Origin of the sequence: Pseudomonas sp. T8, from assembly GCF_024610635.1 — a bacterium.
GTDB classification, from domain to species: domain Bacteria; phylum Pseudomonadota; class Gammaproteobacteria; order Pseudomonadales; family Pseudomonadaceae; genus Aquipseudomonas; species Aquipseudomonas chlororaphis_I.
Window position 1 is genome coordinate 1,813,846 of sequence record NZ_CP102374.1, and the last position, 26,137, is coordinate 1,839,982.

The window sequence follows — 26,137 nt, forward strand, 5'->3', positions numbered from 1 at the left end:
CAGGAGTGAAGCGACCCCGCCGGGCGGCCGGGCCGCGGGGTGGTCAGTTGAGCTTCCACTTCTCGATGATCCGCTCCAGGGAACCGTCGGCCTTGATCGCCGCGATGCCGCGGTTGACCTCGTCCAGGGTCTGCGCATCGCCCTTGCGCACGATCAGGCAGACATCGCCCATCACCACCGGCTGGTAGCTTTTCACCAACTGCACCTTGTTCTGGGTGCCCTGGGCCAGTTGGTAGGCGACGATCGGCCGGTCGGCGAAACCGGCCTTGATCCGTCCCAGTGCCAGGTCGCGCAGCAGGTCGGGGATCGAGTCGTAGCCGCGCACTTCCTTGAAGATCCCGCGCTTGTTCAACTCATCGATGAACACCGTGCCGACCTGGGCGCCGACCACCTGGTCCTTGAAGTCTTCCATGCGGGTGTAGGCGGTGTTGTCGTCGGCGCGCACGATCAGCCCCTCGCCGTAGCTGAACACCGGGTTGGAGTACTGCACCACCTTCTCCCGCGCCGGGGTGCGCAGCATGGCGGCGGAGATGATGTCGATCTTGTTCGAGGTCAGCGAGGGGATCAGCGCGGCGAAGGTGGTCTGCTGGATGTCCACCTCGAAGCCGCCGGCCTGGCCCACCGCCCGGGCGGCGTCGATCATCATGCCTTCGATGCTCTGGCTCTTGACGTCGAGAAAGGTGAAGGGAATGCCGGTGGCGGTGGCGCCGACCTTGTACACCGGCGCGGCGCCGGCACTGGCGGAACCGATGAGGCCGGCGCTGAGTGCGCAGCACAATGCAAGGACACGAAAACGCTTTTGCATGGCGAATCTCCCATTGGACGATTTTATTGTTTGAAGTCCGTGATGGTTGGCCTCTGGGGGTGGCAGGAGGCATGGACCGACTATAAACAATTTACAAAAATCGTAAAGAGATTTATAAATATCGAATATCGATATTTAAAACACAAAAAATCCAAAGGAACCGCCATGAGCGACACCCCCAATAGCCTGTTCAATCAGTCGCTGGAAAAAGGCCTGGCGGTCCTGCGCGCCTTCAACGCCGCCCAACGGACCATGAACCTGGCGGAAATCGCCGAGGCCGCCGAGATCAACAAAAGCTCGGCGCAACGCATGATCCACACCCTGGAGCAGCTCGGTTACGTGCGTAAGCACCCGCAGACCAAACGCTTCCAGCTGACCCCGCGGGTGATGGAGATCGGCTACAACTACCTGGCCGCCGACACCCTGGTGGACGTGGCCAACCCGTTCCTCGCCGAGCTGGCCCAGGTCACCGGCGAAACCACCAACCTCACCGAGCCCGACGGCCTGGACATGGTCTACGTCGCGCGCTTCGTGGCGCCCAAGTTCATCCCGATCCACATGCCCATCGGCAGCCGCATTCCGATGTACTGCACCGGCTCCGGCCGCGCCTACCTCAGCGCCCTGCCCGACCAGGAAGCCCTGGCGATGCTCCAGGCCAGCGACCGCCAGGCCCATACCCGCCACACCCTGACCGGGATCGACGCGATCCATGGAAAAATCGTCGCCACCCGCCAGCGCGGTTACGCCCTCAACCAGGAAGAACTGTTTCTCGGCGACATGAGCATCGCCGCGCCGATTATCGGCAGCCAGGGCCTGCCGGTGGCCGCCGTGCACGTGGTGATCCCCAGCAGCCGCTGGACCCTGGAAGAAGCCGAACGCAAGCTGGCGCCCTCGGTGATCGAGTGCGCGCGGGCGATTCGCACCTCGATTCGTACCCTCTGAGTGGCCATGAGCCTTTTGTAGGCGCCGGTGCAGATTCCGGGATTTGGCCCGGCACTCCGTGTTGCGAGGCTTTACGGCCGCTGTGCGATCGATCGCAGCCTGCGGCAGCGGCTACAGAGGCGCGCAGGTGCGCGAGTAGGCTAAGATTCGCGGCCTAATGTCACTGCCCGGAATCATTGTTCATGTCCAGCCTTGCTCCTGCCAGCCCCGTCCGGGGCTGGTCGTTCTGGTGGAAACCCGCCCTGTTCGTCCTGGTGGCGTGCGTCGGCCTCTACTTCGTCAAGTGGTCGCCCTACTACGCCAAGGCCTTTATCGCCGCCGACAGCCACAGCATCGGCGCCTCGATCATCAACGATCAGCCCTCCTCGCCTTTGAGCGCCGCCCTGGCCTATGCCCAGGTGTATTTCCTGGCGATCTGGAAAGCCGCGGTGCTGGCGGTGATCCTCGGTTCGCTGCTGCAAGTGCTGATCCCGCGGGACTGGCTGCTGCGCCTGTTCGGCCGCGCCGGTTTCGGCTCGACCCTGCGCGGCGGGCTGTTCGCCCTGCCGGGCATGATGTGCTCCTGCTGCGCCGCGCCCGTGGCGGCGAGCATGCGTCGGCAGAATGTCTCGGTCGGTGCGGCGCTGGCCTTCTGGATCGCCAACCCGGTGCTCAACCCGGCGACCCTGGTGTTCATGGGGTTTGTCCTTGGCTGGGGCTTTACCGCGCTGCGCCTGGTGGCGGGCATCGTGCTGGTGCTGGGGGTATCGCTGGTGGCCCAGCGCATCGCCCGTCCCGAGCAATTGCCGGAGGCGGCGGTGGAAGCCGTGGTCGACGCCAGCACGGCTAACGACGGCGCCTTCTTCAGCCGCTGGGCGCGCAGCCTGTGGCAGCTGTTCTGGAGCACCATTCCGATCTATGTGCTGGCGGTGCTGGTGCTGGGCGCGGCGCGGGTCTGGCTGTTCCCCCACGTCGAGGGCGCGATTGGCGACAGCCTGCTGTGGCTGGTGCCGCTGGCGATTGTCGGCACGCTGTTCGTGATTCCCACCGCCGCGGAAATCCCTATCGTGCAGACCATGATGACCCTGGGCATGGGCACCGGCCCGGCGGTGGCCTTGCTGATGACCCTGCCGAGCATCAGCCTGCCGTCGCTGCTGATGCTGCGCAAGGATTTCGACGCGCGGGTGCTGGTGACCGTGGCCGGCCTGACCATGCTGATTGGCGTGGTGTGCGGGTTGATTGGTGCGGCGTTGTTGTAACCAGAAGTTCGATGGCGTCTGCATGGACGTCATCGCGGGCAAGCCTCGCTCCTACATGGACGGCGCGGAACCCTGTAGGAGCGAGGCTTGCCCGCGATGGGGCCAAAGGCCCCGCCCTTCTATCGACTCAACCCTGCTGGCGAGCCCGTTCGCGCAAATACTCCAGCACCGCCGCCTGCTCGCCGACGAACTCGATGCGCGCGCCCTTGCTTTCGCGCTGGAAGGCATACATCGGGTCGTAATATTCCTTGAGCAACCCTTCGATCCAGGCCCGGTGCAGGTCCACGCTGCCGCTGCGGGCCTGCTCGGCCAGGGCGGCCTCCAGCAGCTGGTACAGGCGCTGGTGACGCTCGCCACCGAGGCGCTTGCGGATGTTGTTCAGGCTTTCCAGCAGGCGCTCGGAAAACCGTGCGAAGCCGTCCTCGCCATGCACCGCGACGAACTCCGCGCACAGGTCGATCACGTAGTCGCGCAGGATCCGCTCGATCCGCCCCTCCAGGCCATCCTCCAGCCAGACCATGGGAAAACTTTGCATGCCCTGGTACAGCGGCAACGGCAAGGCGCAGCTGCCGATCATGCGGTTCTCGTCTTCCAGCACGAACCCGGCGATGCCGCGCTCGCGCTTTTTCAGGATGTCCACCGCCAGGCGGTTCTCGAAGTCGATGTTCGACGGCTGGCCGCTGGCGCGCTTGCCGAAACTGGAACCGCGATGGTTGGCGTGGCCTTCCAGGTCCAGGCCGTTGGCCAGTTGATTGAGCACCTCGGTCTTGCCGATGCCGGTCATGCCGCCGAGCAGGACAAAATCACACTCGGCCACCGCGCCCTCGAGGGTGTCGAGCAGGAAGGTACGCATGGCCTTGTAGCCGCCGCCGACCCGCGGGTAGTCGATACCGGCCTCGTCCTTGAGCCACTGCTGGACGATCTGCGAACGCAGGCCGCCGCGAAAGCAGTACAGGTAACCATCGGGATGGGCCCGGGCGAAGTCGGCCCAGGCCTGGATGCGTTCGGCCTTGATCGCCCCGGACACCAGTTGATGGCCGAGGACGATCGCCGCCTGCTGGCCCTGCTGCTTGTAGCAGGTACCGACCCGCTGCCGTTCGTGGTCGGTCATCAGCGGCAGGTTGACCACGCCGGGAAAGGCGCCCTTGGCGAACTCGATCGGCGCGCGGGTATCCATCATCGGCCGGTCGTTGAGGAAGATTTCGCGGTAGTCGGTGATATCGATGGGCATCAGATCACCTCGACCGCGTTGCTCTGTCGTTCCACCAGCTCACCGATCGGCGCCAGCTCCAGGCCCAGTTCGGCGGCCAGCGCGAGGAAGGCCGCATTGCCCTCGGGAGTGACAGCGATCAACAGCCCGCCGCTGGTCTGCGGGTCGCACAGCACCAGCTTGTGCAGGGCCTGGATACGCCCGAGCCTGTTGGCGTAGCTGTCGAAATTGCGCTGGGTGCCGCCCGGTATGCAGCCCTGGTCCAGGTAGTACTCGACCCCAGGCAGGCGCGGCACGCGGTCGTAGTGAATGCGCGCGGTCAGGTTGCTGCCGTCGGCCATTTCCACCAGGTGCCCGAGCAGGCCGAAACCGGTGACGTCGGTCATTGCGGTCACGCCATCAAGCTTGCCGAAACGGCTGCCGGGCTTGTTCAGGGTGCACATCCAGTCACGGGCCAGGCCGACGTCGGCGCTGCGCAGCTTGCCCTTCTTCTCGGCGGTGGTCAGCACGCCGATGCCCAGGGGTTTGGTCAGGTACAACAGGCAACCGGCGGTGGCGGTGTCGTTGCGCTTCATGTGGCGCTTTTCCACCAGGCCGGTGACGGCCAGGCCGAAGATCGGTTCCGGCGCGTCGATCGAATGGCCGCCGGCCAGGGGAATGCCAGCCGCGTCGCACACCGCGCGGCCGCCGCGAATCACCTCGCGAGCGACTTCCGGGGCCAGCACATTCACCGGCCAGCCAAGAATGGCGATGGCCATCAACGGGTCGCCGCCCATGGCGTAGATGTCGCTGATGGCGTTGGTGGCGGCGATGCGGCCGAAGTCGAACGGGTCGTCGACGATCGGCATGAAAAAGTCGGTGGTCGAGACCACGCCGCGCTCTTCGTCGATGGCGTATACCGCCGCGTCGTCGCGCGAGGCGTTGCCGACCCAGAGTTTCGGGTCGAGGTTCTGCGCACCGCTGCCGGCCAGAATCACCTCCAGGACCTGGGGAGAAATCTTGCAACCGCAACCCGCGCCGTGGCTGTACTGGGTCAGGCGAATCGGCTCGCTCATGGGGCACCTCTGAAAGTCATGGAGCGGCGATTCTAGCAGAGCCTTCAGCGCTGAGCCCTCGGCGCTAATAGAGAGCCCTGCGCGCTGAGCGTGTCCTGAGCCATCGACCACCGGCGCCGCCTGCCTGCCCTCCAATCGATCCGGCCCGCAAGCATAGCGGCAAAAAAAACCGCCCTTTCGGGCGGTTGCAAGAAACCTCGGTGGTGATCAGAAACCGAGGGTGAAGCTGAGGGTCATCGCATGGTCGCGGTTGTCGTGGGACAGCTGGCCCGAGTAACCGATGCCCAGTTTGCCCGTGGGGCTGATCTGGTAGTCCAGGCCGGCCTCGACCAGGGCGCTGTCCTTGGCGATCGGTACACCCTGGGTGGTGAACGAGCCGCCCCCCTCGATAAAGGTCAGGTCGGCATCGGGCTTGGTATCGCCGTAGGCATGGCGCCAGCCCAGGGCGGCGCGCGGTGTGATCTGCGAACCGTTGCCCAGGGTGATGCGCTTGCCGGCCCGCAGGCCCACCGTGGAGAAGGTGATGTCCTGGCTCGACTTGGCGCTCAGGCGTCCGGCGCCGCCTTTTTCGTGGCCGGTATCGCTGTCGTAGTTGACATAGGCCAGGCCGACGAAGGGCTCCAGCGCCACGCCCGCCGCTTCCAGGGCGTAGCCAACCTCACCGAACACCTGGGCACTGCGCGCGTCGTAGTTGGCTTTCAGGCGATCGTTGTAGCTGCCGACGCTGACGTTGCGCTTGGTGCTGACCCGGTGCCAGCTGTAGGCCGCGCCGAGGCGGACCGCCAGGGCGTCATGCTGGGAGTTGAGGTAGGCCGCCAGGTGGGTGCTGTTGATCGTGGCATCGGACTGGCGCCGCTGCGCATCGATATCGCTGTGGGTATAGCCGGCTGCCACGCCGCCGCGCCACTGATCGCCGAGCTGGCGGTCGGTACCGAGCATGAAGCCGGACAGGTTGCGGTCCAGGCCGGCGGTGTTGCTGTCGCCTTCCATGTCGCCCCAGGAACCGAGCAGCCGCAGCCAGCCGACCATCTCGTCCTGGCCCTGGCAGCCTTCGCGGCTCAAACGGTTCTCCCCAGGCGCCAGAGTGCGCCGCAGCTCATCCTCCTCGGTACCGCAGCCGGGCTGGCGCATGCGGTCGTTGAGGGCATCGCGCACATGGCGCGAGTCCTCGAGCAGCGAGCTGGCGGTACTGGCGTGGATCTCGCCCGACAGGCTGTCGAACGCCGCGCGGGCCGAGGCACGATCCAGGTTGATGACCTGGTCATTGAGCACGTCAGCGCCCGAGCCTTCGGCGCCGGTGTAGCTCTCCAGGGCCCTGGCGACACCCCGCTGGTTGGGGGTGGCCGCCACTTCGACGAAGGTGGTCTGGTTGCGGCTGACCGCCAGGCCGACCTGGTTGGGGCCATACACCAGCGCGGTGTCGAGGAAGGCCAGGGACGGCAGGCGGGTGCTGCTGAAAGTACCGTTGACCCCGCCGCCGGCGGTGATCAGCGAGTAGGTGGTGTTGCCGGTGTAAGGCGCCAGCGAGCGCACTTGCAGACCGCCGCCGAGGGTAGCGGTCCCGCCCACGGCAAGCACGGTGCCGGTAGGCGACGTCACGGTCAGGTCCAGCACACCGTCCGCGGCGTTGCTGAGGTTGCCCGCCACGCTCAGGGTCCCGGCGGCGCCACCGGACTGGGTCAGGCCGTGGTTGTCCAGCGAACCGACGCTGCCGTTGCCACTCAGGGCGGCGCCATTGGCCACCGTGACCTGCCCGGCGAACACGCTCGGCGTACTGCGATCACCGACCTGCAACTCGCCCTGCTCCACCGCGACGGTGCCGCTGAACGGCTGGGCGCCGGTGAGCAGCAACAGGCCGCTGCCCTGCTTGACCAGGCTGCCGGTGCCACTGAGCACGCCATTGAAACGACCGTTTCTGTTCTGCACGAACAGCAGGCGCGCGTTGTTGAGGATGCGTCCTTGCAGGCTGGTGGTAGTACCGGCCAGGGTGCCGCCACTGACGGTGGTACCGCCGGTGTAGGTATTGGCACCGGTCAGCAGCAAGGTGCCGGCGTCGAGCTTGTTGATCCCGCCACTGCCCACCAGCGGCGCATCGATCTGCGCCGTCACATCGGCGTTGACCCGCACCGCGGCCAGGGTGCCATCGGCGGCATTGGTCGGGCTCAGGCTGCCGCCCTCCCCGGCGACCAGGCTGTAGCCGGCGTCGAGGAATTGCAGGCCGGTGAAGCCCTGGTTGCCGACCACGGTGACCGTGCCGCCCTGCCCGCCGAAGACCGCGAACTGATTGTTGGAATCCAGGCTCTGGGTGCCGTTCGGGTCGGTCCAGTTGGTGCCCGGGCCCCAGGTACCGCTGCCGCCGGTGATGCTACCGTCGGCGGTGGTCTTGCCACCGTTCCAGAACTGCACTTCACCCGGTGTGCCCTGCACCAGCAGGTTGACCTGGTTGGCCAGCGCGGTCTGTAACGTCAGGCTCTCAGGCAGCACGCCCGTTGGCAGCACGCCGTAGACCAGGCCGTTGTCGGTCAGGCTGCCGCCGTAGCGGAACAACTGGTAGATACCAACGCCGAAGCCGCCGCCATTGGTGACATTGAGGGTGCCGTCGAGGGTCAGGTTGCCCGCCACATCGACCACCGTGGTCGAACTGCCGACTTGCCCCAGGGTGAAGTCCAGCGTCGTCCCGGAGGCCAGGTTCAAGGCGCCCACCGACAACGGCGTGGCGGCGCCGCCGGCGCTCAGGGTGGCGCCGCTGGCCAGTTGCAGCGTCCCGCCGATTTCCCCACTGCCACCAATGGCCGCGCCGGAGACGACATTCACCGTGGCGCTGCTCAAGGTGCCGTCGACCCGCAGCGAGCCGGCTTGCACGCTGGTGGTGCCGGTGAAGCCGTTGCTGCCGGTCAGCAACAATTCGCCCGTGCCGCTTTTGGTCAGGGTGCCGCTACCGCTGAGGTTGCCGCTGTAGGTGCCGTCGCTGTTCTGGGCGAAGGTCAGCGCTGCGTTATTGAGGATCGCGCCTTTGAGGCTGGAGGTATCGCCGGTGGTGCTGCCGCCATTGAGGGTGGTGCCGCCGGTGTAGCTATTGGCGCCACTGAGCAGCAAGGCGCCGCTGCCATTCTTGACCAGGCTGCCGCTACCGCCGATGGCGCCGCTGAGGGTAGTGTCCTGGGTGCCAGCCAGGGTCAGCTGGGCGCTCAGGTTGATGGCGTTGGCCAGCTGCAAGGCCCCGCTGCTGTCGAGCTGGGCATTGCCGCCGACGCTCAAGGCGCCGCTGCCGATGGCCGCGTTATTGCCCAGGGTCAGCTCGCCGCCGTTGAGCTGGGTGCCGCCCTGATAGCTGTTGCTGCCGTCGAGGGTCAGGTTCGCCGCGCCGTTCTTGATCAGGCTGCCGCTGCCGCTGCCGCTGACCACGCCCGCCAGGGTCAGGTCGTTGGAGCCGGCCACCTTCAACCCGCCATTCAGCACTACCGCGTTGCCCAGGCTGACCGCGCCGTTGCTGTCCAGGGTGGTGCCGTTGGCCGCGGTCAGCACGCCGCTGCCCAGGGCGCTGTTGCTGCCCACCACCAGGGTGCCGCCGTTGAGGGCGGTGCCGCCGGTGTAGCCATTGCTGCCATTGAGCACCAGGGTGCCGCTGTCGAGCTTGGCCAGGGTACCGGCGCCGTTGATGGCCACACCGAGGGTGGCGGTGACGTTCGGGTCGACGCGGATCGCCGTATTGCCGGTGGCGCCATTGACCGCGTTCAGCGTGCCGGATGTGCCATCGATCAGGCTGTAGCCGTCGGTGACGAACTGCATGCCGGTGATGCTTTGCGTGCCGTTGAGCGTGACGTTGCCGGCCGCGCCCTGGAACACGGCGAAGCTGTTACCCCAGGCCTGATTGAGGGTGCCATCGACATTGGTCCAGTTACTGGTGCCGCTGGCCCAGGTGCCGCTGCCGCCGTCGATGGCGCCGTTGCCGGTCAGCTGGCCACCGTCCCAGAACTGCACGAGGGTGTTGGGCGCGGTCACCAGCAGGTTGACCTGGCTGCCCACCGCGGTCTGCAACTGCAGGTCGCCCGGCACCACGCTGCCCGGCACGCTGCCGACCACCAGGCCGTTGTCGGTCAGGCTGCCGGTGTAGTTGATCAGGCGATACACGCCGCTGCCGAAGCCACCGATATCGCTGACGTTGAGCGTGCCGTCGAGGGTCAGGTTGCCGCCGACGTTGAGCAACGAAGTCCCGCCCCCCGCCACCGGCGTGCCCAGGCCGACATCCAGGTTGGCATTCGGCGCCAGCACCAGCGAGCCCAGCGTCAGGCTGTTGCCGCTGCCTAGGCTCAGATGGCCGCCGTCGGCCACCGTCACCGCGCCGCTCAGGCTGCCGGTGCCGGTCAGGGTGCCGCTGTTGTTGACCACCACATTGGCGCTGGCCAGGGAGCCGCTGACGTTCAGGGTGCCGGCATTGACGCTGGTGTCGCCGGTCAGGGCGTTGCTGCCGCCCAGGGTCAGGGTGCCGCTGCCAAGTTTGCTCAACAGGCCGCTGCCACTCAGGCTACCGTCGAAGGTGCTGCTCAGGTTAGTGCCGCCGATGCTCAGGGTGCTGCCCGCGCCCACCAGCGCCGTGCCGCTGCCGGTCAGGCTGGCGAGGCTGGCCGAACCACCGAGGTTGAGCTGGGTGCCGCTGGCCAGGTTGACCCCGGCATTGTTGCCCAGCGCCGAACCGCCCAGGGTGCTCAGGCTGCCGGCTGCCACATTGAACTGGCCGCCAAAGGTGTTGCTGCCGCTGAGGGTCAGGTCGGCCGCGCCGTTCTTGGTCAGGGTGCCGCTGCCGGCCAGGGTGCCGGCCAGGGTCAGGTCGGCGCTGCCCGCCAGCGTCAGCCCGGCATTCAGGTTGAGATCGTTGCCCAGGATCAGTGGCGCGCTGTTGTCCAGGGTCGCGCTGCCCGCCACCGTCAAGGCCCCGCTGCCCAGGGCCGCCGCATTGCCCAGGGTCAGGCCGCCAGCGTTCAGGGTGGTGCCGCCCTGGTAGGTGTTGACGCCGTTGAGGGTCAGGTTGGCCGTGCCGTCCTTGACCAGTTCCCCGCTGCCACTGACCAGCCCGCCCAGGGTCAGGGCCTGGCTGCCGCCGAGGGTCAGGTCGGCGTTCAATGCCAGGTTGTTGCCCAGGGTCAGGCCGGTATTGCTGTCCAGGGTGGAGGCGCCGGCCACCGTCAGGTTGCCCAGGCCCAAGGCCGCGGCATTGCCCAGGGTCAGGGTCCCGGCATTGAGGGTGGTGCCGCCGAGGAAACCGTTGGCGCCGTTGAGGGTCAGGTTGGCGCTGCCGTCCTTGCTCAGGCTGCCGGTGCCGTTGATCGACCCGGCGAGGGTCAGGTCGGCGCTGCCGCCGATGCCCAGGTTGCCGGCCAGGTTCACCGCGTTACTCACGCTGACTGGGCTGCTGGCATCCAGGGTGGTGCCGGCAGCGGCGTTCAGCGCGCCACTGCCCAGCGCCGTGTTGGACGCCAGGATCAGGCCGCCGGCGTTCAACGCGGTCGGGCCCAGGTAGCTGTTGTTGCCGCCCAGGGTCAGGTCGGCAGTACCGCTCTTGATCAGGCCACCGGTGCCGCCGATGGCGCCGTTCAGGGCCAGGTCGTTGCTGCCGGCCACCGTCAGGTTACCGTTGAGGGTGACCGCGTTGGCCAGGCTGACCGCGGCGTTGCTGTCCAGGGTCGTGCCGGCGGCAGCGGTCAACTGGCCGCTGCCCAGTGCCGAGTTGTTGCCGACCACCAGGGTCCCGCCATTCAGCGAGGTGCCACCGCTGTAGGTGTTGGCGCCATTGAGCACCAGGGTGCCGGCGTCGAGCTTGGCCAGGGTGCCGCTGCCGTTGATATCCACGCCAATAGTCGCGGTGACGCCCGGGTCGACCCGCAGCGCGGTGTTGCCACCGGTGCCGTTGACCGCGGTCAGCGCGCCGGCGGTGCCCGCCACCAGGTTGTAGCCACTGGTGGTGAATTGCAGGCCGGTGAAGGTCTGGGCGCCATCGACGGTGACGGTACCCGCGGTGCCCTGGAAGATCCCGAAATCGCCAGCCCAGGCCTGGTTGAGCAAGCCGTTGGCCGACGTCCAGTTGCTGCCGGCGCTGGTCCAGGTACCGCTGCCGCCATCGACGCTGCCGTTGGCGACGGTCTGGCTGCCGTCCCAGAAGCGGATATTGACGTTCGGCGCGGCCACCAGCACGTTGACCTGGTTGCCCACCGAGGTCTGCACCTGCAGGTCGCCGAGGCTGAACCCGACCGGCACGCTGTTGATGTCCAGCCCGAGGTCGACCAGGCTGCCGGTGTAGTTGATCAAGCGGTACACGCCCACGCCGAAGCCACCGGCGTCGGTGACATTCAGCTTGCCGTCGAGGATCAGGTTGCCGCCGACATCGAGCAGCGAGGTGGTGGACGGTGCGCCGAGGCTGGCGTCGAGGTTGGCGTTGCCACCGAGGACCAGCCCGCCCGTCGCAAGGGTGGTGCCCGAGCTCAAGGCCAGGTGACCGCCATCGGCGACGTTCAGCGTGCCCAGCAACGAGCCGCTGCCGGTCAGGGTCGCGCCGCTGGCGACGCCAACGTTGGCGCTGCCCAGGGAGCCGCTGACACTCAGGGTGCCGCCGTTGACCTGGGTATTGCCGGTGATGCCGTTGATCCCGGTGAGGTCGAGGGTGCCGCTGCCGACCTTGGTCAGGCCGCCGCTGCCGCTCAGGCTGCCGTCGAAGGCGCTGCTGGAACTGACGCCGCCGACGCTCAGGGTGGCGCCCGCGCCGATCTGCACCCCGCCGCTGCCGGTCAGGCTCGCCAGGCTGCTGTCGGCCCCCAGGTTGAGGCTGGCCCCGGCGCTGACGTTGGCCCCCGAGGTGTTGCCCAGGGCGCCGCTGCTCAGGGTGCTGACGCTACCGGCATTGATGTCCAGGGCGCCGGTAAAGCTGTTGTTGCCCGACAGGGCGAGGTCGCCCAGGCCGTTCTTGATCAGGGCCCCACCGCCGCTGACCACGCCGCCCAGGGTCAGGTTGTTGTTGCCGGCGATGCTCAGGTCGGCGTTGAGCGCAATGTCGTTGCCCAGGGTCAAGGCCGCGCTGTTGTCCAGGGTGGCCGCGCCGCCCACGGTCAGGGCGCCGCTGCCCAATGCCGCGGCATTGCCCAGGGTCAGGGTGCCGGCATTCAGGCTGGTGCCACCGGCGAAGAGGTTGACCCCGTTGAGCGCAAGCTCACCTGCGCCGTTCTTGATCAGCGCGCCGGTGCCGCTGACCACGCCGTCCAGGGTCAGGCCGTTGCTGCCGCCGAGGGTCAGGTTGGCATTCAGCGTCACGCCATTGTTCAAGGTCACCGAGGCATTGCTGTCCAGGGTCGCCGCGCCGCCGACGGTCAAGCCGCCGAGGCCCAGCGCCGCGTCGGCGCCGACCGTCAGGGTGCCGGCATTCAACGTGGTGCCGCCAAGGAAGCCATTGCTGCCATTGAGCACCAGGTTGGCGCTGCCGTCCTTGACCAGGCTGCCCGCGCCGTTGACTGCGCCGGACAGCGTCAGGTCGGCGCTGCCACCAATATTCAAGGCACCGGCCAGGTTCACCTGGTTGCCCAGGGTGACGGCGGTATTGGCATCCAGCGTGGTGCCCGCGGCCGCGTTCAGTGCGCCAGCGCCAAGGGCGCCGTTGGCCCCGACGATCAGCGTGCCGGCATTGAGCGCGGTGTTGCCCAGATAACCGTTGGCGCCATTGAGGGTCAGGTCGGCCGCGCCGTTCTTGATCAGCCCGCCGACGCCGTTGATCACCCCGCCCAGGGTCAGGTCCTGAGTGCCGCCGAGGGTCAGGTTGCCGCCCAGGTTCAGGTTATTGCCGAGGCTGACCGCGGCACTGGCATCGAGGGTGGTGCCGGCGGCGGCATTCAGCGCTCCGCTGCCCAGGGCGGTATTGGAACCGACGATCAGCGAGCCTGCATTCAGTGCGGTGGTGCCCTGGTAGCTGTTGCCGCCGCTCAGGGTCAGGCTTGAGGTGCCGTTCTTGATCAGGCCGCTGGTACCGTCGATGACCCCGCCCAGCACCAGGGCGTTGCTGGCGTCCAGCGTCAGGTTGGCGTTGAGGTGCACAGCATTGTTCAGGGTCAGCGCGCCGCTGCCGCTCAAGGTACTGGCGCCGCCTACGGTCAGGGCACCGCTGCCCAGCGCCGTGCCGCTGCCCAGGATCAGCCCCCCGGCATTGAGGGTGGTACCACCCTGGAAGGTGTTGGCGCCGTTGAGCGTGAGGTCGGCCGTACCGTTCTTGATCAGCCCGCTGGTGCCGCTGACCAGACCGTCCAGGGTCAGGGCATTGCTGCCGGCCAGGGTCAGGTCGGCATTGAGCGTGACGTCGTTGGCCAGGCTGATGCCGGCCGTATTGTCCAGGGTCGCCGCGCCGCCCACGGTCAGGGCGCCGCTACCCAGCGCGCCGGCGTTGCCCAGGGTCAGGGTGCCGCCATTGAGGGTGGTGCCGGCGAGGAAGGTGTTGGCGCCGTTGAGAATCAGGCTGGCCGTGCCGTTCTTGGTCAGGCCGCCGCTGCCGCCGACCACGCCGTTCAGGGTCAGGTCAGCGCTGCCGCCGAGGTTCAGGTTGCCGGCCAGGTTCAGGCTGTTACCCAGGGTCACCGCGGTATTGGCATCCAGGGTGGTGCCGGCGGCGGCGTTCAGGGCGCCGAGGCCCAGCGCGGTGTTCGAGCCGAGAATCAGCGAGCCGCTGTTGAGGGCGGTATCGCCCAGGTAGCCGTTGACACCGTTCAGGGTCAGGGCCGCGGCCCCGTCCTTGATCAGCCCGCCGGCGCCGTTGATCACCCCGCCCAGGGTCAGGGCCTGGGTGCCGCCCAGGGTCAGGTTGCCGATGAGGTTGATGGCGTTGTCCAGGCTCAGCGCCGTGGTGGCATCCAGGGTGGTGCCCGCGCCGGCGTTGAGGGCGCCGCTGCCCAGGGCGGTGCCGGAGCCCACCAGCAGCTTGCCGCCATTGAGCGAGGTGCCGCCCGAGTAGGTGTTGGCGCTGCTCAGGGTCAGGTCCGCGCTACCGTTCTTGATCAACCCGCCGGTGCCGGACAGCCCCCCGCCCAGGGTCAGGGCATTGCTGCCGAGGGTGGTCAGGTTGGCGTTCAGGGTCACCGCGTTGCTCAGGTTCACCGCGGCGCTGCTGTCCAGGCTGGCGCTGCCACTCACGGTCAGTCCGCCGCTGCCCAGGGCATTGTCGTTGCTCACGCTGAGGGTACCGGCGCTCAGGGTGGTGGTGCCGGAATAACCGCTGTTGATGCCGTTGAGGGCCAGGCTGCCAGTGCCGCTCTTGGTGAGCCCGCCGCTGCCGCTGATCAGCCCCGCCAGGGTCAGGCTGCCGGCGCCGGTGGCGATCATGCTGTTGTTGAGGCTGACCAGGTTGTTCAGGGTGATGGTGCCGGGCGTCGACAGCGTGGCCGCGCCATCGATGCTCAGCGTGCCGCTGCCGAAGGCCAGGTTGTTGCCCAGTTGCACGGAGCCGGCGCTGATGCTGGTGTTGCCGCTGTAGGTGTTGGCCCCGTCGAGGCTCAACTGGCCGGCTCCGCTCTTGGTCAGGCCGCCAGTGCCGGATATCACCCCGGCCAGGCTCAGGTCGTTGCCGCCCTGCACGGTCAGGCCGCCGGCGCCCAGGGTCACCAGGTTGCTCAGGGTCAGGCCGCCGGTACTGGCCTGCAGAATCCCGCCATTGCTGGTCAGCACCCCGCTGCCGAAGGTGCCGCTGTTATCGAACTGGGCGATGCCGCCGTTGAGGGTGGTGCTGCCGCTGACCAGCGCCCCCTGCAGGGTCCAGGTACCGCTGTTGAGCGTGAGGTTGTTGAAGTTGATGTAGTTGTCGCTCGACAGCGTACCGCTGCCGCTGGTGCCGCCGCCCGGGCCGAGGGTGTTCTGCAGGATCAGGGTGTTGGTGCCGCCCGCGCCGCCGTCGACCTTGCCGGTGGGGGCGAATGTCAGGTCGATCCCCGGCAGGCCACCGAGGCCGAGGCTGATGTTGATCCCATCGCCGACGCTGACGCTGGAACCGGTGACCGCGGTGAAGGTGTTGGTGCTGTTCACCCCCATCGACACCCCGCCCTGGATGGTGCCGGTGTTGAGGAAGGTGTTGCCGCCGCTGGAACTCTCGAAGGCGACCCGGCCTTGCAGCGTGCCGTTGTTGGTCATGTTCACCTGGGAACCGCCATACACCGCCACCACCGGCGTGTCCGCCAGGGTCACGCTGAGCAGCGACAGGCCGGTCGAGGTGATGGTGCCGTCGTTGACGATGGTGGTGGTGCCGCCGGCACCGTTGTTGATGTTCAGCGCGGCGCCGTCCAGGCTGCTCAGGTTCAGGCCGAGCAATTGCCCGGTACCGCGCATGATCCCGGTGACGGTGTTGGTGACGTTGACCACACCCGCCGCGCCGTTGCCAATAAAGGCCCCGCCGCTCAACACCGAGACCAGCCCCAGCAGCGCCGGGTCGATGGTCCCGGCGTTGTTCAGGGTGATGGTGCTGCCGGTCAGGTTCAGCACCTTGCCGCCCAGGGTCGCGTTCATCTGCGCGCCGCTGTTGACGTTGACCGTCAGGCCGTCGGTGGCGCTGGAAAAGTCGTTGAGAAACAGCGGCAGGCCCGGCACCCCGGTACAGGTCACCACGCTGCCGACGGTGGAACAGGTGGCCATGGCCGAGGGGCTGACCAGGCTGAGCAACAACCCGGTAAGACCCAGGCGAACTGCCAAAGAGAGGGGGGAAAGATGATTGACGGCGTCCCTGACCTGAACTTTGTCCACGCTCAACTCCTTGCTAAGGGGCCAAGCCGTTCATCCATGAATGCGTGTACTGCTCGCTCAGCAACGTCCTGAATCGATACGCACTGACTTCGAATACCTGACCGTGGCGAAAATTGCTCCGTGCCAGAAACGTAGACGAGCTTCGCGGGGGCAGAGACGAAACCGCGGGATTAAATAGCATTAATACTATGGTAAGAATTGACCGATAAAACTTCGGAAAAACTTATCAAATCCTTATTTATCAATTAGTTAAAAAACAGCTTTTTTGTCAGATCAGATACGTTCCCTCACAAATGCCCCGCCTTCCGCTCCACCCTCCTTACCACCCAGCGATTTCAGAAGTATCGATTTAATTTTCCGGATATTTCCTAACAAGACAGTCAGTTTCTGCACCGATTCTTCATTTGTTTCAAACACCTGATCGAAGTTGGTACAGCATATGCAAACGTTTGCGCGAACCCGTTAAACCGATAATGAGTACAGGTTCGCTTCAACCCGGCCAGCCATGGCTTTCCTACCGCATGAACAGGGATTTTCAATGCATCGACCTCTTACACCTTCGGCCTCCTGTCGCACCCTGGCTGTTTCCCTGCTACTGACTGCCGTTACGGGAGTACTCAGTAGTGCCGCCCAGGCCCAGGAAAAAACCGTCGACGTCCAACAAAGCGCTGATGACTCGGCCCAGGGCGAAACCCTCAGCCCGGACGCCAATCCGCCCAAAAAAGGTGCATACCTGTCGGACTGGTACAACCAGGACCTGACCCTGATCGGCAGCAAGGACATCAGTTTCGGCCCGCAGCCGGCCGACGATATCTACCTGGAATACGAGTACTTCGGCCGCAAGGGGCCGTTCGAGCTGTACGGCTACATCGACATCCCGAAGATCTTCAACATCGGCAACAGCCATGACAAAGGCGTGTGGGACCACGGCTCGCCGGTGTTCATGGAGCACGAGCCGCGGATCTCCATCGACTACCTGGCCGGACGCAGCCTGGCCATCGGCCCGTTCAAGGAGTGGTACGTGGCCTTCGACTGGATCTACGACCACGGCAGCAACAGCGCCAACCGCGCCAATACCCTGTACAGCGGCCTGGGCACCGACATCGACACCCATTCGCGGGTCAACCTGTCGGCCAACTTCTATGGGCGCTACCAGTGGGAAAACTACGGCGCCAGCAATGAATACTCGTGGGACGGCTACCGGGCCCAGCTCAAGTACATCGTGCCCATCGACAAGTTCAGCAACGGCGCCTCGCTGACCTATATAGGCTTCACCAACTTCGATTTCGGCTCGGACCTGCACAAGGACAACCCGGCCCGCACGGCCAACGCCACGGTGTCCACCAACGTGCTGCTGTATTCCTTCACCCACCTGCGGTTCACCCTGGTCGGCCGTTACTTCCACAACGGCGGCAACTGGCAGGATGGCAGCGAGCTGAATTTCGGCGATGGCGATTTCCGCGCCCGGTCCAATGGCTGGGGTTACTACGCCGGCATCGGTTACCAGTTTTAAGAACAGCGGCGAGCCTTGAGCGGCAAGCTGCAAGTCAAGAGCCATGGAGGTTTTATGAATGTGATGACCCGTCTTTCCCTGTCGGTTGGTCTGGCTGCCGGCACTCTGCTGTCCTGCGGCGCCTGGGCGAGCGAAACGGCTGCGGCACCGATCAAACCCAAGGTGATGCTGATCACCATGTTCGCCCCCGAGGCCCAGCACTGGATCGAGCGCCTGGAACTGAAACAGGAAGTGCGCGTCCCGGGGCTATCGGCGGAGTACCCGGCGATACGTTGCAATACCAAGGACGTCTGCCTGCTGGTCACCGGCATGGGCCAGACCAACGCCGCGGCCTCGACCCTGGCCCTGGCGCTGTCGCCGAAATTCGACCTGCGCAAAAGCTATTTCCTGGTCGCCGGGATCGCCGGCATCAGCCCCAAATACGGCACCATCGGCACCACAGCCTGGGCCCATTACCTGGTGGAATTCGGCACCCAGTGGGAACTGGATTCGCGGGACGCGCCCAAGGACTGGCCGACCGGCTACCTGGGCATCAACACCAAGGGCCCGAACGAGAAACCGCCGCTGGACTACAAGACCGAAGTCTTCGAACTCAACCCGAAACTGCAGGCCAAGGCCTTCGCCCTGTCGCGTCGGGTAAGCCTGAGCGAAAGCAAGGAATCGGCAGCCTGGCGCCTCAAGTACCCGGCGGCCCCGGCCAACCAGCCGCCGGTGGTGACCCAGTGCGACACCCTGGCGGGCAACACCTGGTTCTCCGGCACCCGCCTGAGCGAGCGGGCCGAGGTCTGGACCCGCCTGCTGACCGACAACAAGGGCGAGTACTGCACCACGCAGCAGGAAGACAACTCGACCTACGAAGCCCTGCTGCGCGCCAGCCGCGAAGGCCGGGTGGACGTGCAGCGGCTGGCGGTGGTCCGCGCCGGCTCCGATTTCGACCGCCCCGAGCCGGGCGGCAGCGAAGTCGACAACCTGCTCAAGTACGCCGACCAGGGCGGTTTTGTCCCGGCCCTGGAAAACCTCTATCGCACCGGTAATCCGCTGGTGCAGGACATCCTGAAGAACTGGTCGGCGTGGGAGAAAGGTGTGCCGGGAGTGTGATCGAAAAAGCGCTGCAACCTTTGTTGCCAGGTTGTCTGGGCTGACGTCATCGCGAGCAAGGCCCCAGGCACGACACAGGCCCCAACCTGTAGCCGCTGCCGCAGGCTGCGATAGGTCCGAAGGAGCTCAATATAAGCTCCGAATGGGCGTGGCGAACGCAAGATCGCCGCGCCCCTTCGGGGCGATCGCAGCCTTCGGCAGCGGCTACACAAAGCCGGGCCAGCCTGCCGATTCAGGCGGGTTGGCCACCCTTACGGCAACAGGATCACCTTCTCGCCGCTGCCCCGATTGACCTCGTGGTAGCGCTCGACGCCCTGCTCCAGCGGCGATTCGAACAGCCCCTGCGGCAATGGCAACAGCCCTTCATCGAAGAACCGGCCGAACTGCTCGAGCATGGCCGCGCAGGCCTGCACGCCGTACAGCAGCGAGTTGATCCCGACCACCGAGCCGCCCTTGCGGTACAGGCCCAGGGCCGGCAACTGCACATGGCCGTCCACCGGCGCGGCGATGATGGCGATGCGGCCGAACGGCGCCAGGGCCGCGACCGAGGCCGGCAGCCAGAAGCCGGTGGTGTCGAAGATCACCTCGGCGCCGCCGGCGAACACGGCGTTGACCTGGGCCCCGAGGTTTTCCGGCTGGTCCAGCTGCACGGTCTCGAACCCTTGCGCCTGCAACGCCTTGACCTGCTCCGGGCGCCGTGCGGCGGCCAGCAGCCGGGCTCCGCGAATCTTCGCCAGGGCCAGGGCGGCGCTGCCCACCGCCCCGCCGCCAATCACCAGCAAGGTGGTGCCGGCGCCCACTCCGCTGCGCTCCAGGGCATCCCAGGCGGTGGTGTAAGGCACGCCCAGGCTGGCGGCCTGGGCAAAGCTCAGGTGCGCCGGCTTGTGCGCCACGCCCTTGGCCGACAGCGCCACGTACTGGGCATGGGAGCCGTCCGCGTAGAACCCCAGCTCTTTGCCGGTGCCCCAGACCTCCTGCCCCACCAGCTCCCGGGGCCCGTCCACCACCACCCCGGCGAAATCCCGCCCGGGAATGCGCGGCACGGTGGTGTAGGGAAAACGCCCGAGCACGTTCTTCACATCGCTGGGGTTGAGGCCGGCGGCCTTGATCTGCACCAGTACCTGATCGGCGGCCGGCACCGGGGTCGGCACCTCGACGTAGTGCAGCGACGACAGATCGCCGGTCTTGGAAAATTGCAGGGCGTGCATAAGCGCCTCCATGAACAGGAATAAATAAAAGGATCGAAAAGCCTCAGGACAACCAGTTGCTCACCAGCTGCCGACCCATGGGCCACAGCTGTTCGCCGGCGAGCATGCCGAGCAGCCCGACCAGGGCGATGGCCGGCGGCGCCGGCGAGCGAAAGTTCAGGGCGCCATAAAGCAGGCCGACGCCGAGGCCAATAGCGAGAGAGATGAGGTAATGCATGACGAACTCCGGGCAGTGCGCCGCGCCTGGGCGGCGGCGATTGGGCATGCCGGGAGTGTAGGGAGCGAAAACCTGCGCAACCGGCCAAGCACTTCAGGATTTCGGCCAATCTGTGGGTATGAACGTGTAAGAGCGAGGCTTGGCTGCGATGGCCCCGACGCGGAATGTCTGGCGGACCGCGTTACCGTTCATCGCGAGCAAGCTTCGCTCCTACGGGTATTGCGGCGCCCACACAATGGATGCCTGTGCGCAAAGCCCCGTAGCCGCTGCCAAGCCGCGCGAGGCTGCGGAGGCTTGCCCGCAATAGCCCCGGCGCGGAATGTCTGGCGGACCGCGTTACCGTTCATCGCGAGCAAGCTTCGCTCCTACGGGATTGCAGCGCCCACACAATGGATGCCTGTGCGCAAAGTCCCGTAGCCGCTGCCGAGCCCCGCGAGGCTGCGGAGGCTTGCCCGCAATAGCCCCGGCGCGGAATGTCTGGCGGACCGCGTTACCGTTCATCGCGAGCAAGCTTCGCTCCTACGGGATTGCAGCGCCCACACAATGGATGCCTGTGCGCAAAGCCCCGTAGCCGCTGCCAAGCCGCGTGAGGCTGCGGAGGCTTGCCCGCAATAGCCCCGACGCGGAATGTCTGGCGGACCGCGTTATCGTTCATCGCGAGCAAGCTTCGCTCCTACGGGATTGCAGCGCCCACACAATGGATGCCTGTGCGCAAAACCCCGTAGCCGCTGCCGAGCCGCGCGAGGCTGCGATCGACTGCGCAGCAGGCGCAAAGCCTGAGAATGCAGTGGGTCTGGATAAACGCGGTGGCCCGGTCGCAGCCTCGCGCGGCTCGGCAGCGGCTACAGGGATGGCAGGCACTCAGGCGCGGGCTTCTCCGGCCGCGTATTGCGACGGCGCCAGCCCCAGCTCGCGGCGGAACATATCGCTGAAGCTGCCGGGGGAATACCCCAGCTCGCGGGCGATGGTGCTGACCGGCACGCCCTGGATCAGCTCGGCCGCGGCCGTGGCCAGTTGCACCTGGCGGCGCCACTCGGCGAAGCCCATGCCCAGGCCGTCCTTGAACAGCCGCGCCAGGGTGCGCACGCTGGCGCCCGCCGCCTCGGCGTGGCGCTCGAAGGGAATGTCCAGGGAAGGCGCGGCCATCACCGCCTGGCAGAGATTGATCAGGCGCCGGTCGGAACTGTCCGGCAGTACGATCTTCAACCGCGAGCGCCGGGCGCGCTTGAGTTCCAGCAGGGCCAGGTTCACCAGCGCATCGTAGTACTCAGGCTGCGGCGCTCCCTCATGCTCCACCAGACGCACGATCAGCTCGCGCAGCAGGTTGTCCACCTGCAGCACCTGCACCTGGCTGTCGAGGGTGGCCGCCAGGCTCGGGCGCAGATAGATGTTGCGCATCTGCAGGTCGGTGACCACGCGGATCCCATGGGGCACGCCCGGCGGCAGCCACACCGCCCGTTGCGGCGGCACCACCAGCGCCTCGTTCGGCGTCTCGACCCACATCACCCCGCTCATGGCATACAGCAGCTGCCCCCAGGCATGTTCGTGGGGCTCGATGAACAGGCCACGCGGATAGGTACGCGCCAGGGGTTGCACCGGCACATCGGTGTCGCTGAGGTCAGGAGGTGCGGCAAGGGCCATGGCCGGGCATCGTCGTCAAGCAGGGGGGCCCATGGTAACCCCGCCGATCCGCCTGGAAAACCGCGAAGAAGCATCCGGACGGACGCCACAGGGCCAGGCAATAACCCGTTCGGATGCCTGCCCGACCGCTGCCCGACCGCTGAGCCCCTTGCTCGACAATCCGAGTGAATTTTTCCCTGCCCGCGCGGGTCACTAAACCATCACAGGGAGGATTGATAGCTTTATGAACAACGCAAAACTTTTCGTCATCGAATACACCCTGCACGGCGCCCCCAAGTCCTTCATCATCCGCTCGGAGAAGATGGACAACGCCGAGGCGTGGCATTGGGCAAGCTGCGACGCCGGTGTCGGCCGCATCGGCCGCTTCGGCCTGGAACGGGTGAAAAAGACCAGCAAACCCCTGGCGGAAAAATTCGGTATCGAGAACGTCACCTGGCGACCGTCGACCTGATCCAACCGAGGCCTTGGGCGTAGGGCGTGATACGCCACGGCGTTGGATGATCGAGCCATGCCGAGCGCGGCCACCTGCAACTGGATCGACGCTCGCAAACAGGACGCTCGCAACTGGAAAGTGGAGCCCTGAGCGGCTCCACTGCTTTTCCACCCGACAACTTCAACCCGTCAGTGGTGCGCACCCTTGGCGCAATCGCAGCCTTCGGTAGAGGTGCAGGGTTCGCCGTTGGCGTGGTGGCTGGCGCAGGCCTGGCAACAGTAGTGCTTGCCGTGACGGACGATGGCATGGGCGCCGACCTTGCAGGTGCAGCCCGGGCAGGCACAAGTCTGGTTGGACATGGGGTGACTCCTCTGTGGTGGTCGTCGACGACGCGAATGTTGCCGCGTCTCTAGCAGTGTAGTGGCTGCCCGTCGCCGCCATTGGCCCTGGTCGCGGCGGATTCAGTTCCAGCCTTCCAGGCGCAAGGTTGCCCGCACCAGGCGCTGCTCCTCGTTTTCGATCTCCCGCAGGTTGTCGCAGAGGCCCTGGATATGCGCGATGGCGGCCTTGCGCGCCTGCTCCGGCAGGCGCCCGGTGACGGCGTTGTAGAGCCGCGCGTGCTGGCGGTCGATCTGGCGTTTCTGCGCCTGGCGGTGGTAGAGGTTGTTGACCGAGGCGAACACCGAGTTGAGCAGCAGGTCGGTCAGCGAGCGCAGGGTCTGCACCAGCACCGGGTTGTGCGAGGCCTCGCAGATCGCCAGGTGGAAGGCGTGGTCCAGCCGTGCGTGGGCCGAGGCCTCCAGTTCCTGGCCATGGGCGTCCAGCAGCGCCTGATAGGCGCAGCCGATCAGCACGAAATCGGCATCGGTGCCGCGCAACGCCGCCAGCCGCGCCGACTCGCCTTCCAGCAGGCTGCGCACTTCGAACAGGTCGTAGAGGGTGCGCGGCTGGGAGCTGAACAGATGCATCAGCGCCGAGGTCGCACCCTGCCCCGACAACTGGGCGACAAACGAGCCCTTGCCCTGCTTGGTTTCGATGATGCCCCGCGCCCGCAGCAGTTTCAGGCCCTCGCGCAAGGCCGTGCGCGACACCCCAAGTTTTTCCGTAAGGCGCCGCTCCGAGGGCAGCAGCTGGCCGGTCTTCAGTACACCGTCGACGATCAGGCGCTCGATACGTTCACAGACCACATCCGCCACCTGGTGCCGCCCCGAATCGCTTCTGTCCATGCGCCCTCCACTGGTATGACCAGCTGCGAAGAAAAAACCCGATCAAACGGACCGCCAGGCCATCCCGCTGAAATACTTCAGTTTTTATAAAAAACCCGGCATCGCTGGCGAAACAAACTGGTTCGACCAGTCCCCGGCCCCGTGGACAGTAAGGCCAGCCGGGCCAATGATGCAACTGAGCGGCCTGTCCGCCGAGCGCCCATAAAAACAACTCAGGGTCGTTAGCCACCCATGAATATCCTCTACGACGAACGCGTCGACGGCGCGCTGCCCACAGTCGATAAAACGGCACTGCTCCAGGTACTGCGCCAACGCCTGCCCGACCTGGACCTCCTGCACCAGAGCGAAGACCTCAAACCCTACGAATGCGACGGCCTTTCGGCCTACCGCACCACACCGATGCTCGTAGCCCTGCCACGGCATATCGAGCAGGTGCAGGAACTGCTGCGGATCTGCCATGAACGCCGCGTGCCGGTGGTCGCCCGGGGTGCCGGCACCGGTCTGTCCGGCGGCGCCCTGCCCCTGGAACAGGGCGTGCTGCTGGTGATGGCGCGCTTCAACCAGATCCTGCATATCGACCCCGCCGCCCGCACCGCGCGGGTCCAGCCCGGGGTGCGCAACCTGGCGATCTCCCAGGCCGCCGCGCCGTTCGGCCTGTATTACGCCCCCGATCCGTCTTCGCAGATCGCCTGTTCCATCGGCGGCAATGTCGCGGAAAACGCCGGCGGCGTGCACTGCCTGAAATACGGCCTGACCGTGCACAACCTGCTCAAGGTGGAGATCCTCAGCGTCGAAGGCGAACGCCTGACCCTGGGCAGCGACGCCCTGGATGCGCCCGGTTTCGACCTGCTGGCGCTGTTCACCGGTTCCGAAGGCCTGCTCGGGATCATCACCGAGGTCACGGTCAAGCTGCTGCCCAAGCCGCAGCTGGCCAAGGTGCTGCTGGCGGCCTTCGACTCGGTGGAAAAAGCCGGCCGCGCGGTGGCCGATATCATCGCCGCCGGCATCATCCCCGGCGGCCTGGAGATGATGGACAACCTGGCGATCCGCGCCGCCGAAGACTTCATCCACGCCGGCTACCCGGTGGACGCCGAGGCCATCCTGCTGTGCGAACTGGACGGTGTCGAAGCCGATGTCCACGACGACTGCGACCGGGTCCGCGCGGTGCTCGAACGGGCCGGCGCCACCGAGGTCCGCCAGGCCCGGGACGAAGCCGAGCGGGTGCGTTTCTGGGCCGGGCGCAAGAACGCTTTCCCGGCGGTGGGCCGGCTGTCGCCGGACTACTACTGCATGGATGGCACCATCCCGCGCCGTGCACTGCCGGGGGTGCTCAAGGCCATCGCCGCGCTGGCCGCCGAATACCAGCTGCGGGTGGCCAACGTGTTCCATGCCGGCGACGGCAATATGCACCCGCTGATCCTGTTCGACGCCAACCAGCCCGGCGAACTGGACCGCGCCGAAGCCCTGGGCGGCAAGATCCTCGAGCTGTGCGTCGCGGTCGGCGGCAGCATCACCGGCGAACACGGGGTCGGCCGGGAGAAAATCAACCAGATGTGCGCCCAGTTCAACAGCGACGAGCTGACCCTGTTCCACGCGGTCAAGGCGGCCTTCGATCCTGGCGGCCTGCTCAACCCCGGCAAGAACATCCCGACCCTGCACCGCTGCGCCGAATTCGGCGCCATGCACGTGCACGCCGGGCAACTGCCCTTCCCCGAGCTGGAGCGTTTCTGATGACGGCACACGCGGATAACGACGCCAGCGGCGCACTGCTGGAACAGGTCGGGCAGGCGCTGGCCGACGGCACGCCGCTGTTGATCCAGGGCGGCAACAGCAAGGCCTTTCTCGGCCGCATGACCGCCGGCGAGGTGCTCGACACCCGCGCCCATCGCGGCATCGTCAGCTACGACCCCACCGAGCTGGTGGTGACGGTCCGCGCCGGCACGCCATTGCAGGAACTGCTGACAACGCTGGATGCCGCCGGGCAGATGCTGGCCTGCGAGCCGCCGGCCTTCGGCGACAGCGCCACCGTCGGCGGCATGGTCGCCGCCGGCTTGTCCGGCCCGCGGCGGCCCTGGGCCGGTTCGGTGCGCGACTTCGTGCTTGGCAGCCGGGTGATCACCGGCACCGGCAAGCTCCTGCGCTTTGGCGGCGAGGTGATGAAAAACGTCGCCGGCTACGACCTCTCGCGCTTGCTGGTGGGCAGCTACGGGTGCCTCGGGGTGCTTACCGAAGTGTCGCTCAAGGTCCTGCCCAAACCCCGCCAGTGCCTCAGCCTGAGCCTGGAAATGGACAGCGCCAAGGCCCTGGCCCGGCTCGCCGACTGGGGCCAGCAACCGCTGCCCATCAGCGCCGCCAGCCATGACGGCCAGCGCCTGCACCTGCGCCTGGAAGGCGGCGAGGGTTCGGTGGCCGCGGCCCGCGATCGCCTGGGTGGCGAGCCCTTGGCCGCCGATTACTGGGCCGACCTCAACGAGCAACGCCTGGCGTTCTTCGACGAAGGCCTGCCGCTGTGGCGCCTGTCGCTGCCCAATAACACGGGACTCCTGGAGCTGCCCGGCCAGCAGTTAATAGATTGGGCCGGCGCCCAGCGCTGGCTGAAATCCGCGGCGCCCGCGAAGCGCATCCGCAGCCTGGCGGAGCGCGTCGGTGGCCACGCCACCTGCTACAGCCATGGCCTGGTGGACAGCCCGTTCCAGCCATTGCCGGCGGTGCTGCTGCGCTACCACCGCCAGCTCAAGGCGCAACTGGACCCGCAAGGGATCTTCAACCCCGGCCGGCTCTACGCCGAGCTCTGAA

At 66.6% G+C, this 26,137-nt stretch carries 16 protein-coding genes; 7 read left to right on the plus strand and 9 right to left on the minus strand.

Annotation, left to right across the window (positions count from 1 at the left end):
- Positions 1–43: 43 nt before the first annotated feature.
- Positions 44–805, minus strand: a complete 762-nt coding sequence (locus tag NRG23_RS07930) for an ABC transporter substrate-binding protein (RefSeq protein ID WP_041989152.1) — start codon at positions 803–805, stop codon at positions 44–46.
- A gap of 165 nt (positions 806–970) precedes the next feature.
- Between NRG23_RS07930 and NRG23_RS07935 the strand changes: the two genes are divergently transcribed.
- Together NRG23_RS07935 and NRG23_RS07940 are read left to right on the plus strand one after the other, a co-directional pair.
- Positions 971–1,747, plus strand: a complete 777-nt coding sequence (locus NRG23_RS07935; protein ID WP_257374321.1) for an IclR family transcriptional regulator — start codon at positions 971–973, stop codon at positions 1,745–1,747.
- Between the two features lie 182 nt (positions 1,748–1,929).
- Positions 1,930–2,985: a permease gene (locus NRG23_RS07940; RefSeq protein ID WP_124313205.1), complete on the plus strand. Its 1,056-nt coding sequence runs from the start codon at positions 1,930–1,932 to the stop codon at positions 2,983–2,985.
- Positions 2,986–3,112: 127 nt separating this feature from the next.
- On the opposite strand, the gene mnmH is transcribed toward NRG23_RS07940, so the two are convergent.
- From mnmH to NRG23_RS07955, 3 genes are all read right to left on the minus strand, one after another.
- Positions 3,113–4,216 carry a tRNA 2-selenouridine(34) synthase MnmH gene (gene mnmH / locus NRG23_RS07945; RefSeq protein WP_257374322.1) on the minus strand — a complete coding sequence of 368 codons (1,104 nt, stop codon included), beginning with the start codon at positions 4,214–4,216 and terminating at the stop codon, positions 3,113–3,115.
- On the minus strand, positions 4,216–5,250 hold the full coding sequence (gene selD, locus NRG23_RS07950) for a selenide, water dikinase SelD (protein WP_257374323.1): 1,035 nt from the start codon (positions 5,248–5,250) through the stop codon (positions 4,216–4,218). Before selD ends, mnmH begins: the two co-directional genes overlap by 1 nt.
- A gap of 207 nt (positions 5,251–5,457) precedes the next feature.
- A complete protein-coding gene (locus NRG23_RS07955; protein WP_257374324.1) occupies positions 5,458–16,005 on the minus strand; it encodes an autotransporter-associated beta strand repeat-containing protein in 10,548 nt (3,515 codons plus the stop codon).
- A 538-nt stretch (positions 16,006–16,543) separates the two neighbouring features.
- Between NRG23_RS07955 and NRG23_RS07960 the strand changes: the two genes are divergently transcribed.
- Complete coding sequence (locus NRG23_RS07960; RefSeq protein ID WP_016703297.1) at positions 16,544–17,518, plus strand: nucleoside-specific channel-forming protein Tsx; 975 nt, start codon at positions 16,544–16,546, stop codon at positions 17,516–17,518.
- 54 nt (positions 17,519–17,572) lie between these two features.
- Positions 17,573–18,616, plus strand: a complete 1,044-nt coding sequence (locus NRG23_RS07965; protein ID WP_257374325.1) for a purine nucleoside permease — start codon at positions 17,573–17,575, stop codon at positions 18,614–18,616.
- A 251-nt stretch (positions 18,617–18,867) separates the two neighbouring features.
- On the opposite strand, the gene NRG23_RS07970 is transcribed toward NRG23_RS07965, so the two are convergent.
- From NRG23_RS07970 to NRG23_RS07980, 3 genes are all read right to left on the minus strand, one after another.
- Positions 18,868–19,824 carry a zinc-binding alcohol dehydrogenase family protein gene (locus NRG23_RS07970; protein WP_009048211.1) on the minus strand — a complete coding sequence of 319 codons (957 nt, stop codon included), beginning with the start codon at positions 19,822–19,824 and terminating at the stop codon, positions 18,868–18,870.
- 43 nt (positions 19,825–19,867) lie between these two features.
- Positions 19,868–20,041: a DUF1427 family protein gene (locus NRG23_RS07975; RefSeq protein ID WP_007930748.1), complete on the minus strand. Its 174-nt coding sequence runs from the start codon at positions 20,039–20,041 to the stop codon at positions 19,868–19,870.
- Positions 20,042–20,902: 861 nt separating this feature from the next.
- Positions 20,903–21,682, minus strand: coding sequence for a helix-turn-helix transcriptional regulator (locus NRG23_RS07980; RefSeq protein ID WP_028682931.1), 780 nt, complete (start codon positions 21,680–21,682; stop codon positions 20,903–20,905).
- Positions 21,683–21,905: 223 nt separating this feature from the next.
- Between NRG23_RS07980 and NRG23_RS07985 the strand changes: the two genes are divergently transcribed.
- Positions 21,906–22,133 carry a DUF6555 family protein gene (locus tag NRG23_RS07985; protein WP_009048208.1) on the plus strand — a complete coding sequence of 76 codons (228 nt, stop codon included), beginning with the start codon at positions 21,906–21,908 and terminating at the stop codon, positions 22,131–22,133.
- Positions 22,134–22,303: 170 nt separating this feature from the next.
- On the opposite strand, the gene NRG23_RS07990 is transcribed toward NRG23_RS07985, so the two are convergent.
- A complete protein-coding gene (locus NRG23_RS07990; protein WP_009048207.1) occupies positions 22,304–22,474 on the minus strand; it encodes a metallothionein in 171 nt (56 codons plus the stop codon).
- Positions 22,475–22,576: 102 nt separating this feature from the next.
- Positions 22,577–23,341, minus strand: coding sequence for a transcriptional regulator GlcC (glcC, locus tag NRG23_RS07995; RefSeq protein WP_257374326.1), 765 nt, complete (start codon positions 23,339–23,341; stop codon positions 22,577–22,579).
- A gap of 231 nt (positions 23,342–23,572) precedes the next feature.
- Here glcC and glcD point away from each other — a divergent pair, with 231 nt between their 5' ends.
- Both glcD and glcE read left to right on the plus strand, forming a co-directional pair.
- Positions 23,573–25,072 carry a glycolate oxidase subunit GlcD gene (gene glcD, locus NRG23_RS08000; protein WP_009048205.1) on the plus strand — a complete coding sequence of 500 codons (1,500 nt, stop codon included), beginning with the start codon at positions 23,573–23,575 and terminating at the stop codon, positions 25,070–25,072.
- Positions 25,072–26,136: a glycolate oxidase subunit GlcE gene (glcE, locus tag NRG23_RS08005; protein ID WP_257374327.1), complete on the plus strand. Its 1,065-nt coding sequence runs from the start codon at positions 25,072–25,074 to the stop codon at positions 26,134–26,136. The genes glcD and glcE overlap by 1 nt, the downstream gene beginning before the upstream one ends.
- Position 26,137: the final 1 nt, after the last annotated feature.